11 protein-coding genes and 1 pseudogene are annotated in these 15,198 nt (G+C 42.6%); 7 read left to right on the forward strand and 5 right to left on the reverse strand.

Features of this window, described 5'->3' with window-relative positions; genetic code table 11:
- Positions 1-44: 44 nt before the first annotated feature.
- On the reverse strand, positions 45-578 hold the full coding sequence (locus X939_RS0111110) for a YceI family protein (protein ID WP_025763341.1): 534 nt from the start codon (positions 576-578) through the stop codon (positions 45-47).
- A 276-nt stretch (positions 579-854) separates the two neighbouring features.
- Between X939_RS0111110 and X939_RS0111115 the strand changes: the two genes are divergently transcribed.
- The gene (locus X939_RS0111115) at positions 855-1,781 is read left to right on the forward strand and encodes a hypothetical protein (RefSeq protein WP_025763342.1); all 927 of its coding nucleotides are present in this window, start codon (positions 855-857) and stop codon (positions 1,779-1,781) included.
- A 51-nt stretch (positions 1,782-1,832) separates the two neighbouring features.
- Here X939_RS0111115 and atpG read toward each other — a convergent pair whose 3' ends face one another.
- Both atpG and atpA read right to left on the reverse strand, forming a co-directional pair.
- A complete protein-coding gene (gene atpG / locus X939_RS0111120) occupies positions 1,833-2,717 on the reverse strand; it encodes an ATP synthase F1 subunit gamma (protein ID WP_025763343.1) in 885 nt (294 codons plus the stop codon).
- 74 nt (positions 2,718-2,791) lie between these two features.
- Positions 2,792-4,375: a F0F1 ATP synthase subunit alpha gene (gene atpA / locus X939_RS0111125; protein ID WP_025763344.1), complete on the reverse strand. Its 1,584-nt coding sequence runs from the start codon at positions 4,373-4,375 to the stop codon at positions 2,792-2,794.
- A gap of 290 nt (positions 4,376-4,665) precedes the next feature.
- On the opposite strand from atpA, the gene bamJ reads away from it, so the two are divergent.
- Both bamJ and X939_RS0111135 read left to right on the forward strand, forming a co-directional pair.
- On the forward strand, positions 4,666-5,457 hold the full coding sequence (bamJ, locus tag X939_RS0111130; RefSeq protein ID WP_025763345.1) for a BamJ family beta-barrel-assembly machinery protein: 792 nt from the start codon (positions 4,666-4,668) through the stop codon (positions 5,455-5,457).
- Positions 5,458-5,657: 200 nt separating this feature from the next.
- The gene (locus X939_RS0111135) at positions 5,658-7,772 is read left to right on the forward strand and encodes a carboxy terminal-processing peptidase (protein ID WP_025763346.1); all 2,115 of its coding nucleotides are present in this window, start codon (positions 5,658-5,660) and stop codon (positions 7,770-7,772) included.
- Positions 7,773-7,947: 175 nt separating this feature from the next.
- Here the strand turns inward: X939_RS0111135 and X939_RS0111140 are convergent, their stop codons facing one another.
- Positions 7,948-8,835 (reverse strand): AraC family transcriptional regulator, encoded by an 888-nt coding sequence (locus X939_RS0111140; RefSeq protein WP_025763347.1) that lies wholly within the window; start codon positions 8,833-8,835, stop codon positions 7,948-7,950.
- Between the two features lie 132 nt (positions 8,836-8,967).
- On the opposite strand from X939_RS0111140, the gene X939_RS0111145 reads away from it, so the two are divergent.
- From X939_RS0111145 to X939_RS0111165, 4 genes and pseudogenes are all read left to right on the forward strand, one after another.
- Positions 8,968-9,873 carry a sugar phosphate isomerase/epimerase family protein gene (locus X939_RS0111145; protein ID WP_025763348.1) on the forward strand — a complete coding sequence of 302 codons (906 nt, stop codon included), beginning with the start codon at positions 8,968-8,970 and terminating at the stop codon, positions 9,871-9,873.
- Positions 9,874-9,936: 63 nt separating this feature from the next.
- On the forward strand, positions 9,937-10,686 hold the full coding sequence (locus X939_RS0111150; RefSeq protein WP_025763349.1) for an SDR family oxidoreductase: 750 nt from the start codon (positions 9,937-9,939) through the stop codon (positions 10,684-10,686).
- Between the two features lie 520 nt (positions 10,687-11,206).
- The gene (locus tag X939_RS0111155; RefSeq protein WP_025763350.1) at positions 11,207-12,178 is read left to right on the forward strand and encodes an LLM class oxidoreductase; all 972 of its coding nucleotides are present in this window, start codon (positions 11,207-11,209) and stop codon (positions 12,176-12,178) included.
- Between the two features lie 387 nt (positions 12,179-12,565).
- Positions 12,566-12,934, forward strand: a pseudogene (locus X939_RS0111165) (type IV toxin-antitoxin system AbiEi family antitoxin); the annotation flags it as partial.
- 809 nt (positions 12,935-13,743) lie between these two features.
- On the opposite strand, the gene X939_RS0111170 reads toward X939_RS0111165, so the two are convergent.
- Positions 13,744-15,189 (reverse strand): TolC family protein, encoded by a 1,446-nt coding sequence (locus X939_RS0111170; RefSeq protein ID WP_025763353.1) that lies wholly within the window; start codon positions 15,187-15,189, stop codon positions 13,744-13,746.
- Between the last annotated feature and the right edge of the window lie 9 nt (positions 15,190-15,198).

The raw sequence follows: 15,198 nt of genomic DNA on the forward strand, positions 1-15,198 counted from the left end.
CCTGTGAACATTCTTATAATCCAACCCATTTCTGGCTAATCTGTTTATTGCTTTATTACCTGTATATTGGCTATTAACTTTACCTCGTCGCCTACAACCACTCCACCTGCTTCCGTCACAGCTCCCCAGGTAAGGCCAAAGTCCTTTCTGTTTATTTTTCCTGTTACTTCAAAACCAGACTTGACATTCCCATAGAAGTCAGTCATATTTCCACCAAAATCGACGTCAAGAACCACCGATTTACTAACTCCTTTGATGGTAAGTAAACCCTCCAAAGAATAGCTGTCTCCACTTTTCTTTACAAGCTTTCCATTGGTGAAGGTGAGTTTAGGGTGTGCGACCGAATCGAAGAAATCAGCCGATTTTAAATGCTCATCACGCTGCACTTGATTGGTGTCTATGCTGGAAGTTTCCGCACTGAAACTAACTGAGGCGCCTTCAAACGCACCATCTGTGCTCTGTATTGTCCCTTCGAACTCCTTGAAAGAGCCGGTTACTGTGGAAATTACCAAGTGTTTTACTTTGAACTGAATTTCGGAATGGGTAGGGTCAATAACCCAGGTTGTGTTAGTAGCCATAATTAATATTTATTTGATTGTACATACATATAATGTATATACATTTAAATATCCTGATTAATTCCCGGAATTGGAAAAAAAAGAATTGATGACTCCGGGCTGTCTTTGCCTAATTGATTTGCGTATAGATAAATCTTGATGAGTATTTTTTGTGTCTATAAGGTTTCTTTCTATTTTTGTATAGAGTTAACCCACACATTTAATAAAGTTTATATCCTCAATAATTGACATTGGGGGTAATGCCTGTTGATGGTAATTGTTTAAATGTATTGGGAAATGAAAGCTACCAACCTTGTAGATGTAGTCATCAGCGTGTACGGTAAACCGTATCAGACGGCAGTGACCTTAAAGAGCTTATTAAAGCACTCTGGACAGTGGATCGATAAGATTTACTTTGTGGAGGAGTATAAGCAACCCCATGGGGAAAGCTTCGAATTCATAAAGGCGCATTTGGGATCCAGGCTCGTATATTATCGTCCAAAAGTCTGGTGGTTTTATAGAAATCAGTTGGAGTGGAGATATTTGTTCACACTTCCTGTATTTCGACACTCTATTCGGTATCAGTATGGTTGGGAAAAGAGTGACAAAGATTTCCTTTTATTGATCCATAATGACATGTATATCAGTGGGGACATAGTAGGAAGCTATTTAGACCAGATCGGCGGACATATAGGAATTGGAAAGATTGGGCAGTGCTGGAATTGTTCGGCTTATAAGGCTCAAAAATGTGAGGGGGCTCAGTATCTCAAGTTCAGACCCGACCAGAATGAGCGGGACGAATTATTTGCTAAGTATCCACCTTTAGAGGCAAGGGCGCTAATACATCAGGCTTTTTGCAATCAAAAAGAACCTTCATGGCCTTTACCGGAATGCCGCCTAAACGAATTTATCACTTTGATTAATTTAAAAATGGCCCGGCCCTTAGTTTGGCCATACGGTCAGGCCAGACCTATAGGATTATTTCAGTTTGAAACGGGGGTACAATGGTTCCGGGATATGCTTGCACGGGGTTATTACCCAAAGCATATGGATTATGAGGGCATGGCTACGCATGGATGGGCCAGCAGCCAAGGATCGGGGCATGGGGCCCTGTTTAACGGGGATATATATCAGGAAGAGGAGGAGAGGGCCCGGCAAGTCCTGAGTAGCGAATTTGGGATGGAGATTCCCGATAGTTATTTATCAGCTGGACTTAGAAAATAAAAAAGAGCGGAACAGTAAACTGCCCGCTCTTGATCAATATTGGTGCCAAAATTAATTCTTAAGTGCCTCTGCTCCACCAACAATCTCGAGGATTTCGGTAGTAATAGCTGCCTGGCGGGTTCTGTTGTATACCAACTTCAGTTCCTTCAGGAGTTCTTGTGCATTTTCCGTAGCCTTGTCCATGGCTGTCATACGGGCACCTTGTTCCGATGCATTGGATTCCAACACAGCCCGGTACAATTGTATTTTTAATGATTTTGGAATCAGCTCGGTAAGAATTTCTTCTTCTGAGGGCTCGAACGAATAATTAGTTTCAGTTCTTTTACCTGGGCGATCCTCCGACTCGGCTGCGATAGGCAGATAAGGGTCGGTATGAATAATTTGAGTAGCTACATTTTTAAACTCGTTAAATACAAGTTCTACAGCGTCAAACTTTCCATTAGTAAATCCGGTCATTATCTCTTCTGCAGCATCTTTCACCGTAAGAAAGCTAAGTCTGGAGAAGGTATCCGTATAAGCAGCATGTACTTTAAATCCTCTACGTGTAAATGCCTCAAGTCCTTTCTTTCCTATAGAAAATATTTCGACCTGGCCTTTTTTTGCCTGAACCGGATATTTACTTTCGATAAGTTGTAATGCTGCTTTGATAATATTGGTATTGAATGCGCCGCAAAGTCCACGGTCGGAGGTTACGACCACGATGAGCACACGTTCCACCGGACGCGCTGCTTTCAGCGGGCTGTCCAGGGTACTTTCGGATCCTGCCGAAACGGTAGCCAGCATTTCATTAAGTTTCTGAGCATAGGGGCGCATCTGGATAATATTATCCTGAGCCCTTCTCAACTTAGCTGCCGCTACCATCTTCATGGCTTTGGTGATCTGCTGTGTCGAATTTACCGAGGTGATGCGGTTACGTACTTCTTTTAAGCTTGCCATTTGAGGTAAGTTAAAAATTATAGACCGTCACCAGGTTCCGGTATTCCCGGCTTTGGTGACGGCATATAACGCTATTAAATTGCTTTGTATTTATCAGCTATTTGCTTGGCTACTTTTTCCAAAACGTCCGTAACGCTATTGTCAAGTTTGCCAGCTGCCAGTCCAGCAAGGGTATCGCTATACTGAGTAGACATCACGTTTAAGAAATCTGTTTCGAAATCCTTCACGCGGTTTTCATCTACTTTGTCCAGAAGACCCTTAGTGGAAGCATAAACCATGGCTACCTGTTGTGCTACAGGCACCGGTGCATATTGAGGTTGTTTCAAAACCTCCTGGTTACGACGTCCCCGGTCGATGGCTAGCTTAGTAGCAGCATCTAGGTCGGAGCCGAACTTGGCAAAGGCTTCCAGTTCACGGAACTGGGCCTGATCCAACTTCAGAGTACCCGACACTTTCTTCATCGACTTGATCTGAGCATTACCTCCTACACGTGATACCGAGATACCTACGTTAATTGCGGGACGGATACCAGAGTTAAATAAGTTCGATTCAAGGAAAATCTGACCATCCGTAATCGAAATTACGTTAGTCGGGATATAGGCAGAAACGTCACCAGCCTGAGTTTCGATAATTGGAAGGGCTGTAAGCGAACCACCGCCTTTTACCTTATCTTTCAGGGAAGGAGGCAAGTCGTTCATTGTCCTGGCGATTCCATCATCGGCGATAATCTTGGCAGCACGCTCCAAAAGACGGCTGTGAAGATAGAATACATCACCAGGGTATGCTTCCCGACCTGGAGGACGACGAAGCAAGAGAGAAACTTCACGGTAAGATACCGCTTGTTTGGAAAGGTCATCATAAACAACCAAAGCAGGGCGACCAGTATCGCGGAAATACTCACCGATAGCAGCACCGGTAAATGGCGCATAAAACTGCATAGGAGAAGGATCCGAAGCTCCTGCGGCTACAATAACCGTATAATCCATAGCACCATAACGACGTAGCGTCGCTTCGATGCTCTTGATAGTGGAGGCTTTCTGCCCACAAGCTACGTAGATACAGAAAACAGGCTCGCCTTTTTCGAAGTATTCTCTTTGATTGATGATGGTATCAATGGCCACAGCAGTTTTACCTGTCTGACGGTCACCAATGATCAACTCACGTTGTCCACGTCCAATAGGAATCATGGCATCGATGGATTTGATACCAGTTTGAAGAGGTTCCGTTACTGGCTGACGGTAGATTACCCCAGGGGCTTTGCGCTCCAAAGGCATCTCGAAAGTTTCACCAACGATCGGTCCATGACCATCGATGGGTTCGGCAAGGGTATTCACCACGCGGCCAATAATGCCTTCACCTACTTTTACCGAGGCGATCTCTTTGGTTCGCTTAACGGTTGCACCTTCTTTGATGTCACTGGCGTCGCCTAATAATACGGCTCCAACATTGTCTTCTTCGAGGTTAAGGGCAAGTGCTTTCAGGCCATTTTCGAATACAAGAAGCTCACCCGCTTGTACTTGTGAAAGGCCGTAAATACGCGCTACGCCATCACCGATCTGAAGAACTGTTCCTACTTCTTCAAGTTCGGCTTCCGATTTAGCGCCTGCAAGTTGTTCGCGCAGGATTGCCGACACTTCGTCCGGTCTAACAGATACCATAGTATAATTGACTAATTTAGAGTATAGTAGTAAGATATTGAAATCAGCCGCAAAGGTAGGATTTTATTTTATAAATTAATCAGTTTCGTCCCAAAACATTAGATATAAAATTATACTTTTCCAAGTTTCTGATTTTTTCAAATAATTATTTTAAAATTACGGCGTTAATCTTCATTAATCACACGTTTTTCAAAACTTTTTTAGATTGTTATTGTGTTTTTGTTGAAAAGGCAATCCTAATTAACTTAGCACCTTGCATTACTACTTATCCGATCTTTTTTAAAATTCGAATGTACAAATTAGAGAAATCCATTTTAGCTGCAGCCCTGATGGCTGCGCTTGCCGTTACACCCTCCACTGCACAAACTGCCAAGAAGGCTCCTGCTGCAGCTCCTGCCGCAAAAAAGGCGGCTCCAGCTCCTGCCAAAGCGGCGCCAGCAGTAAATGTACTCAAAAATACCTCTGATTCTTTGTCTGCCGCAATAGGCGTAAGTTTTTCTAACTCACTTAGTTCTCAGGGTATTGAAGATTTGAATGTTGATGTTCTGTTGCAAACCATTAAGTCGGCAATGGCAGGAAAGCCCACGGCTTTTACTTCTGAAACGGCTAATAGTTTTATAGGAACATACTTCCAGAATAAAATGGAAGAGAAAGGGGCCGCCATGAAAAAAATTGGAGCCGATTTCTTAGCAGAAAATGGCAAAAAGGATAGTGTTCAAACTACCGAATCGGGGCTACAGTATCAAGTGATCACGATGGGTACGGGAGCCAAGCCCTTAGCTACAGACAAGGTAAAGACCCACTATCATGGTACACTGATCGATGGTACCGTGTTCGACAGCTCGGTAGAAAGAGGGGAGCCCGTCGAGTTTCCTGTCAATGGGGTAATAAAAGGGTGGACCGAAGCTTTGCAACTCATGCCAGTTGGCTCTAAATGGAAATTATTTATTCCCTATGATTTAGCCTATGGCGAACGTCAGGCTGGCCCACAGATTCCGGGGTATTCTACTCTTATTTTTGAGGTAGAACTATTAGAAATAACGACTCCAAAGACGGAGCCGGCTGCTGCTCCTTCCAATTAATAAATGTTAAAAGTAGTTAAATTGTAATTTTTACAACCCTTTCAGAGGTTAATGTCCAAATATTATGGCATAGTTTTAGTATTTTTATGGGAATGCCATGAAAGGGTTGTATTACCTGGTGGTTAGTCGGTTTGCCAACGTGGGTAAGCCATTTTCGAAAAGCAGTTTAATCTACTGCGATCACTCATATTATCTTGAAAATGAAAAAATACCTTATAACGCTTATCCCGGTGGTATTATTGGGATGGCAAAGTGGCCCTGAAAGGGAGACCGGGATATCTTTACCTGCCGATACTTCCTTGTCGGAGGATATTAAGCCCATTGCTGCCCAGTTCAAGGCCGAGGGAATAGCCACCAGGCTTTTAGGAAATGCACATTATAGAAAAATACCTCTGAATGATTCGCTTTCATCGGCCATGTTCGATCGGTATATCAACAGTATTGATCCCAGCAAATTGTATTATCAGGCCTCAGACCTTGAGGCATTTGAACAATATCGCTATGCTTTCGATGATTATCTGTTGAAGCGAGAATTGGACGTGCCATTTAAGATCTATAACGTCTTTAGAAAACGATATCAGGAGCGAAGCGATTATATCCATACGCTATTAGAAGAAAAAAAGCCTTTCGATTTTTCGGAGAATGAGTCCATTAATACGGATCGAGAGAAGGCGGTATGGGCCAAAAATACGGAGGAGCTGAATGATACCTGGAGGAGGTATCTGAAGAGTGAAGCACTCGACCTAAAGCTCTCGGGCAAGGCGGATTCATCCTATTTGTCCACCCTAAGCGATCGCTATAAGTATCGGGACAGGGCTTTGGCACGCATTCGCACAGAGCAGGTTTTTCAAATGTTTATGAATGCCTATGCCGAATCCCTGGATCCGCATACCAATTATCTGGCTCCTACTTCTGCCGATCGTTTTAAGCAGGATATGAGTCAATCTTTAGAAGGGATTGGTGCCGTGCTGCGCGAAGAAGATAATTATATTAAGATCGTAGAGGTTATCCCCGGTGGACCTGCTTTCAAAGGCAAGCAGCTTAAAAAGGAGGATAAGATCATCGGAGTGGCCCAGGGTGATGATGGTAAAATCGTTGATATTGTGGGTTGGTTTGTCGATGATGCAGTAAAACTGATTAAAGGCCCTAAGGGCACCGTCGTACGACTTCAGGTGCTATCGGCAGATGCCTTGGCGGGAACAGCGCCGAAAGAATACAGGATCGTTCGAGAAAAGATAAAATTAGAGGAACAGCGAGCTAAGAAGGAAATTGTTTCCATCAAATCGGGTAATAAAGATTATAAAGTAGGGGTGATTGACATTCCCCTCTTCTATCGAGATTTCGAAGGAGCACAGCATAGGGAAAAGGAATTTACGAGCACCACCCGAGATGTTAAGAAGCTAATTGCCGAGCTAAAGACGGAAAATGTGGACGGAATTGTAATTGATCTCCGCAATAATGGGGGTGGATCACTGACCGAGGCTGTTTCGTTAACCGGGTTGTTTATTAATAAAGGTCCCGTTGTGCAGGTTAAAGAGAGTCAGGGTGAGGTAGAGGTGCAGTCCGACCTTGATCCATCCATTGCCTATGATGGTCCTTTGGCCGTGATGGTGAATCGCTTTAGTGCCTCCGCCTCTGAAATTTTCGCCGGGGCTATTCAGGACTATAAGCGTGGCCTTATAGTAGGGGAGCAGACCTACGGCAAAGGAACCGTTCAGACCTTGGTGGAGCTTAATCAATGGGATCCTCAGGAGTCTGCTCAGCTGGGACAATTAAAGCTTACAGTAGCTAAATTCTATAGAGTTAACGGAAGCAGTACGCAGTTAAAAGGGGTGTCTCCCGACCTTGAGCTCCCTACTGCTTTTAAAACCAATGAGTATGGAGAAGGATCGGAGCCTAGTGCATTACCTTGGGATAAAATTGCCTCTTCTAATTTCCAACCGGTCAATATGATCAATGATCAGATATTGACTAAGGTGAAAGAGAAATATAATCAGCGACTTACTACTGATGAAGACCTGAAGACCCTCGTCAACACCCTTGATGACTTTAAAAAGGCCAGAGAGGATAAAGTGGTTTCCTTACAGGAGTCCAAGAGGAAAGTGGAAAGGGAGGAAGCAGAGAAAAAGCGTTTAGCGCTAAAAGCCATAGGAGAAGACGATGAAGAAGATCTAGAAGAAGGTGCTCCTGAAACTCCTAAGGAAGACAAGGCTAAAAAGAAAAAAGATATATATATCACTGAGACTGGAAGAATGCTGGTAGATTTTATCCAGATTACCAAGGAGCCTAGTTTGGCAGGTACTAAAAAGAAATAAAACGCTGCCCGTTGTCGACTGCGGCGATGCGCACCAAATAGCTAGAGGCCGTCTGCGATCTGCAGACGGCCTCTAGTGTTTTTGGGCAGCTTGGATAAGAACAAGGGTGCTTAAAACATGGAAAGGTCCATAGCACCGATCCATCTATCCTTATCCCCACCATTGACGAATTGATTCAGATCCGCAGCAGCATTGTTTCCTCATTCAGTTCACTAAAATTTTTTTTTCTAAATAATGATGGACTTATCCCCTTATGTTTTTTGAAAAATCTATTTAAGTGACTGATGTCTGTAAATCGTAATTCATCCACAATCTCACTGATTCTGCTATTACTATGCAAAAGACGTGTTTCAATAATTTTTAGTTTACATTTTATAATAAACTGCTGAAGAGTATCCTCGGCATGGTGCTTAAAAAACTTGCCCAGGTAATTGGGTGATACATTGAAATGGCTACAGATAACGCTTGTTCGCAGCTTGTCGGGTTCGTAGATATTAAGTTGTATGTACTGAAAAATACCCTGCACTTTTTCGTCGGTAGTGTCCGAAAGATTTTCTGGGAGGATCTTGGCAATTGAACGTGCCACCAAAACAATAAGGCTATTCATTAACTGCTGGATCAATTCTTTGCTATATAAGTCGCTTTTGTGCTGTTCATTAACCATGCTTGTAACAACAGACTTTACCAATTCCTTATCCTGATTCGTTTTCAGGATACAGCCAGGCGCGTGCGTTGCGTTATGGAGGATAAATTCAAGCTTCTGAAGCCAGACAGATTGTTCTTTTGATCCATTTTTCAATAAGTCTGATTTAAGGTAAATCTCGTTAAAACAGATAAAAAGAAACTTGGTCCGGGTCTGAATATCAAACGTATTTAAATCCTTTGGAGTAACCAGAAACAAATGACCATCCTTGTAATCAAATGAATTCCCATTTATATATTGTTTGCCGCTGCCTTCCAAAATGTAAACCAGTTCAAAGAAATTCTGTCCCTGACTAAGCTCATCATAGTGCTCTGCCTCTTTGTATATTATTTCGAATGGGTAATAAAGATTTTGTTTCATAGTATACAAAGATACCTGTTATTGGCAAATCCGTACCACTATGTGGACGAATTAAAGGTATAATTTTGCCATATCGAAAGATCGCTCCTGATCTGGTTCTTTCTTAGAAAACAAATTTTAATAACAATTATTATGGAGATACAAATGCGGGCCTCTTCTGAGGGGGGGCAAACTGATACGATTCCGGTAAATAATTTACCCCAAAAATATTATGCAATGGACATGCCTTTTTACAGCACTATGGGCGTATATAATTTTGAGGACCGATGTGAAATAATTAAGGAAATTGGCTACGATGCGATGCATATGTCAATTTGGGATGGCCGCAATTGGGCATTAGCTCAGCAGCTAGAAACGGTAAAGGACCGCTTTGGACTCGATGTGGCTGGGGTATATATTGTGCTGGATCTGTCACTCGGTGAGCGTGATATCAGGAATAGTGGCATTCTAAAAATGCTTGAAACTATGATGGAAGGATCCACAGTTGAGTTGGCTATAAAATCGGTAGTACCCGGAATGAAACCGTCGGATCCGGCCGGAGATAAACCGGTTGCTGCATGGTTAAAACAGGCCCTTGCAATTGCGGAGATCCGTAATATCCGGATATTGCTTTATACCCATATTACGCACTGGATAGATAAGCACACGGATGCAATTCGCATTTGCGAGAAGATCGCACATCCAAACCTGGGCCTAGTATTTAGCAGTGGCAACTGGTATATGGGTGAGGGAAGTGGTCTTGGCCATACGCTTCGCAGGGCGATGCCCTACCTTAAGCAGGTCAATCTTTCAGGTAGCAGGCGTACACCTTTGGGTTTCTTTCAGGTAGGGACTATCGAACCTCTTGACATGGGCGAAATGGATAATTTTGCCATCGTGGCCTTGCTCAACAGACTGGGATATCAGGGTTATCTGGGCTATACGGGATGGGACGAAGGCGGAGATGCCTATAACAAACTGGAACGTACGCTACGTGTGCTTAAAGATATCACCCGACGGGTTAATCAGCATCCAAAATGGGGAAGTCACCTGAGTTAATTCAGGTAATGAAGTCTTTATTCTAAAATTATTTTTATTACCAGTCTCTAATTAAATCATAAAATGAAATTAACAGGAAATACTATCTTTATCACTGGCGGTGGTTCAGGCATCGGCCGTGGTTTAGCAGAATCATTCCATAGACTGGGCAACCAGGTTATCATTTCCGGGCGAAGAAAAGCGAAGCTGGATCAGGTAACATTGGCCAATCCGGGTATGCAATCCCTTGAATTGGATGTAAGTGACCCTGCCAGTATTGCAGCAGTTAGTCAGAAATTAATCAAAGATTATCCAAAGCTCAATGTGCTTATTAATAATGCAGGTGTGATGCAACTGGACGATGCCGCAAATACCATACATGAAGAAATGCTCATTTCAAGCATGGCAATCAATTTTGCGGGTCCGATACGTATGACCTCTGCGCTAATTGGTCACTTAAAGGAACAGGATTCCTCCACGGTCATCAATGTGTCTTCCGGGATGGGATTTGTGCCTTTTGGTATGGCATCCGTATATTCTGCTACCAAGGCAGCAGTTCATTCCTACACGTTGACACTTCGGTATCAGTTGAAAAATAGTTCCGTGCAGGTTCTAGAACTCACACCTCCCTGGGTTCGGACGGACTTGCTGAATAGTAACAATGCGCCAAATGCAATGCCATTTGATGAATTTATAAATGAAGTATTTGAACTGCTTGCAGCAGATAATGAGGAGATATTAGTTGAACGTGTTAAAACATTCCGCAATAACCCAGGTCCCAATGAAGGAATATTCGTTACAGAATATAATGACGCCATGCTTTCAGGGAATTGAAGGCATTAAAAGATAAGAGTAACGGAAGGCTTTACAGCAAAACGAGACACATTTTTTAAATGCTATGCACGTAGTTGCACTTTGTACACGTATATCAATTACCGATAATCACTTGAAGTCAATGCTTACCGTAGACCATCGCTTTATAGATTTGGAATCAAAAGAAAGTGACTGGAAGGGCAGCATATATTTTACTAGTCTGAACTATTAAGTTTTAATGGACGAACCGCATGACAGTAAATGCAAACTTATCTAACACTGCGTATTCTTTTGCCCGGAGCTGCCAAGCTCTGTACTGATATAACTCATGTAGAGATTTTATTTACATATCCTGGATCAGGGATTAGAAGCTTACCCAAAGGAATTACTCTGCACATTTTCGGTTGAAATGGGAATTGGTCGAAGGATAATTACAATGTCCGATTCCCAGAATCACGACTTACCAGCTACAACCGGACTTTTTTCATTTAAAATTATTAAACAAAGCGGCTTGGCTTTGCCGCATTTTTCTAACTATATTATGCTTACTCCATCGAAAATACCTTATAGATCGCAGCCCGGCTTTGCCCGAACTTATGCGATGAACAAGTTAACACTAGGCCTTTTTTACCCGATTGAGGCCTATTCAGGAGATGCCCCAACGATGCTTGGACATATAGAAATAGCTCAACAAGCCGAAACTGCTGGTTTCGCTGCACTGTGGATACGTGATGTGCCTCTTCGTGATCCAAATTTTGGCGATCTGGGTCAGATTTTTGATCCCTGGGTCTATCTGGGCTACCTCGCAGCACGAACTTCCCATATTGCCTTGGGTACAGCCGCTATCGTTGTGCCTATCCGTAATCCTTTGCATCTTGCAAAATCAGCGACAAGCATAGACCAACTCAGTTCTGGACGTTTGTTGCTGGGTGTGGCCTCAGGAGACCGACCAGTAGAATTTCCGGCATTTGGAGTGGAATCAGATCGACGCGGAGAAATATTCCGTGAGTATATTGAAGTATTCCGGCAGCTTCAAAAAACAAGTTATGAACCATTGAAATGGAGTGGGGGAATTCTTTCAGGCGCTGATATGGTGCCCAAACCAGTAGCAGAGGAAATTCCTTTATTGATTACAGGCGGAAGTCAGCAGTCACAAGAATGGATTGCCGAGCATGGTCATGGCTGGATCAGTTACCCCCGCGCACCACACCAACAACAAATTGTAATCGAAAACTGGCATAATGAGGTTCGAAAACATTGCGGAGGTGTCTTTAAACCATTTAGTCAGTCTCTTTACATTGATCTGCTCAAAGATCCTGATGCTCAAATACAGCCAATCCATTTGGGTTACCGACTGGGAAGAAATCAGTTGATTAAGCTGCTTGAAGTCCTGGAAAAGATTGGCGTGAACCATGTGATGTTAAGCCTGAAATACAGTCATCGTCCCGCACAGCAGGTTGTTGAAGAGCTTGGGCGTTATGTTCTTCCACAATTTCCAACAATAGAAATTTGATAAAACAAATTATAGGATGCTATTTAAACTGAAGTGAGGATATGAATCTAATTAAATATAGCCCAACTCATATTCGATTACCCACAATCTTCCATATTGTGGCAAAAAACTATAGAAGTCTAAATCAAAGGAAGAAAGGCATCCTTCCACCCTCCTTATTTGTTTCAAAGCTGATGAAATTTTTAAAGTAAGATTATTACGTAAGTCTGTTAAATGCAGCCGCTTATTATGGAGCCGCACACCAACATCCCCAGTCTTCTCGGTAATTACAATGAAATCAACCTTAAGAAATATTGACATTGATAACTTGAAAATAAATTTCTTCATAAAGAAGGAATGGGCAAATAGTGATATAGTTCAAAAAATGGTTGGTACGGGTTATATAATGTATCCTCTCCGGAGTTACCCGCTTTAGATTTGGTGAATTATTTTGAAAAAGCGGGTGGTCTTAACAGAGTTGCAACAGTGCTAGAAGAACTCTGCGAGAGCATAGATGCTCATAAAATGCTGGACCTAGCAAAACGGTATTCTCCTATTACTGCGCTTCAACTGCATTACACAAATTATACTTGGCACCAGCCGCAAGATATTCTGAGGACATCGATTAAGTGCAAATTACCGCAGAGCCATTGGGACCAATTATGGATAGACTTCGAGAGGTGTTATCGTTTCTGGGCGTCAAACCGATTCGTAAACAGAAACAACATAACAATACATTGGTATACCGCATTGATTCAGAAGGCGGAGTTCCATTGAGATTAAAGGTTGAGGTTAATGGCCGGGAACACCATACTATTTTGGGTATTTAGGATGTAAATCAAGATTTGCAATCGGAATGGTATACGAGTGAAGTTTTATACCTACCTATGAATTAGCCGAGTTGTTAGGAACTCAAATGCATGCCCTGTACCAGAGCCGAAAAGGAAGAGACTTATTTGATATGTGATTTGCCATTACGCAGTCTGACGTTGATTCAACTAGAATTGGTGAAGCTTGGAAATTCTATATGAAGCAAGAAGATAACAGTGTGTCGCAAATAGAATTCATAGAAAACAGGGAAAGAAGATATCAGATCCAGATTTTTTAGGTGATATGCTAGAGTTATTAGGACCTGATTTTTCCTGCAAAATCACTGAAGCTCATGAATTTTTAAATATAAAGTTATTGGAAAAAATATAAGACCAGTAAAGACAACAAAATATTTGAGCTACCTATAGGTTGGCCGTGGTCTATACTTGGAGATATAACACGGAAGGTAAGGGATGGCTTCCACAATCAATGCTTGGTGAAGTCAGAGTTATATTAGCTGATAAAGGTTATCGAGGCAAAATAATTGCCGAAGTTATAAAAGAGCTTCGGCAATATTATTCAAGTTGTATTAAGGACAGATATATCTGAAAAGGAATATAAACTCATACAAGGTGGATCGTTGAACGAGCCTTTGTCTGGTTTGAGAATGACCGCAGAAGAATTGGTCCAACTGGCAGTCATAAATCACTTTCTATAAAAAATTATGCAGGCGTTAAGTATTGCGGATCTATTTAGTTTTGAATGATCCATATCTTTTATTCCCATCCTCCACCCAGGGACCGAAACAGGTCTATAAGGGCCAGGTATTGTTGCTTTTGAATGTCTGCCAGGGTAAGTTCGGCTTCAATTACACTTTTTTGGGCCATTATGATTTCCAAATACGTAGCATATCCGCCTAGAAACAGATCCTGTGAGGTAGCCACGGCTTGTTGAAGAACCTCCACCTCCTGTTTTTTAAAGTCTGTTATACGCTGGGTATATTCGATTCTTTTAAGGTTGGTACTCACTTCCTGAAAGCTCTGTAAGATGACCTGGTTATAAGCTAAAAGAGCTTCCCGGCTCTGGGCTTCAGATCTTTTTAGTCCTGCTTTTAAAGCGGTACGATTGATAAGTGGCGCAGCGAGTCCTCCTGCTGCCCCATATGCCAGGGATCCTGGTGAGAATAATAACTTACTTTTAAATGCATTGAAACCCAGCATGGCCGTGATATTCAAAGATGGCAACAAGGAAAGCTGAGCAGCCTGCTGGTCAGCGTAGTAGGCTGAAAGCATTAATAAGGACTCCTGAACATCCGGTCTTCGGGCAAGCATGGTGGCAGGAATTCCTGCACTGGCCTGAAGTGGTATTGTTTGTTCCAGACTAGTACTTCTATTAATCTTTTGAGGAAAACGGCCCAACAGTACGTTCAGGCGATTTTCTGTTTGGTTGATCTCTTGAAGAAACTGTACCTCCAGGCTCTTGGTATTAAGCAATTGTGCCATAAATTGTCTTACTCCAAGTTCATTAGCCCGGCCACCTTCTTTCTGAATATTGATGGTTTCGACAGCCGTTTCCTGTAGACGGATATTTTTCCGTATAATATCCAACTCTGTGTCCAGAAAAACTAAATCATAGTAGAGCCTTGCCACCTCGGCAACGAGCTCGGTGGTAATGGTCTGCTGCGCTTTTTCAGTGGCTAACAAGCGGTAATATGCACTCTTCCGTTGCGTTTTGAGTTTGCCCCATATATCTACTTCCCAGCTACTTTTAAGTCCTAAAAAATAATCGGGTAATACTGGCTCGGGGAGCAGACGATCATCATCAAGATTAGGGGAGAAGTTGGTATCATAATTTCCAACTCCATCCATGGTATAATTACCGAATTTTCGGGCCCCTGCCGACACCTCTCCCTGTACAGTAGGGAACAGGGCTCCTCTGCGGAGGAGCACATCGGTACGGGCCATTTCTATTCGTTGCACTGCCCTTTGAAGTTCCAGATTATTACTCAGGGCCGTGTCGATTAGGGCTAGCAGCTTTTTATCTCTGAATAAGGAATCCCATTTCAGGTCGCCTATTCCTGTTGAATCGGAAAATGCCTGGAATGCTTCAGGCGTTTTCATGGCTTTTTGGTGTAAAATAGGTTCGGTTAGTTTACAACTCGTCAGCCCTCCTGAAAGGGTCGCCATAAGAACGAGAGGGGCAAGGGTATTTTTTAACTTCATGATAAATAA

Origin of the sequence: Dyadobacter tibetensis Y620-1 (assembly GCF_000566685.1) — a bacterium.
In the GTDB taxonomy this organism is placed as follows: domain Bacteria; phylum Bacteroidota; class Bacteroidia; order Cytophagales; family Spirosomataceae; genus Dyadobacter; species Dyadobacter tibetensis.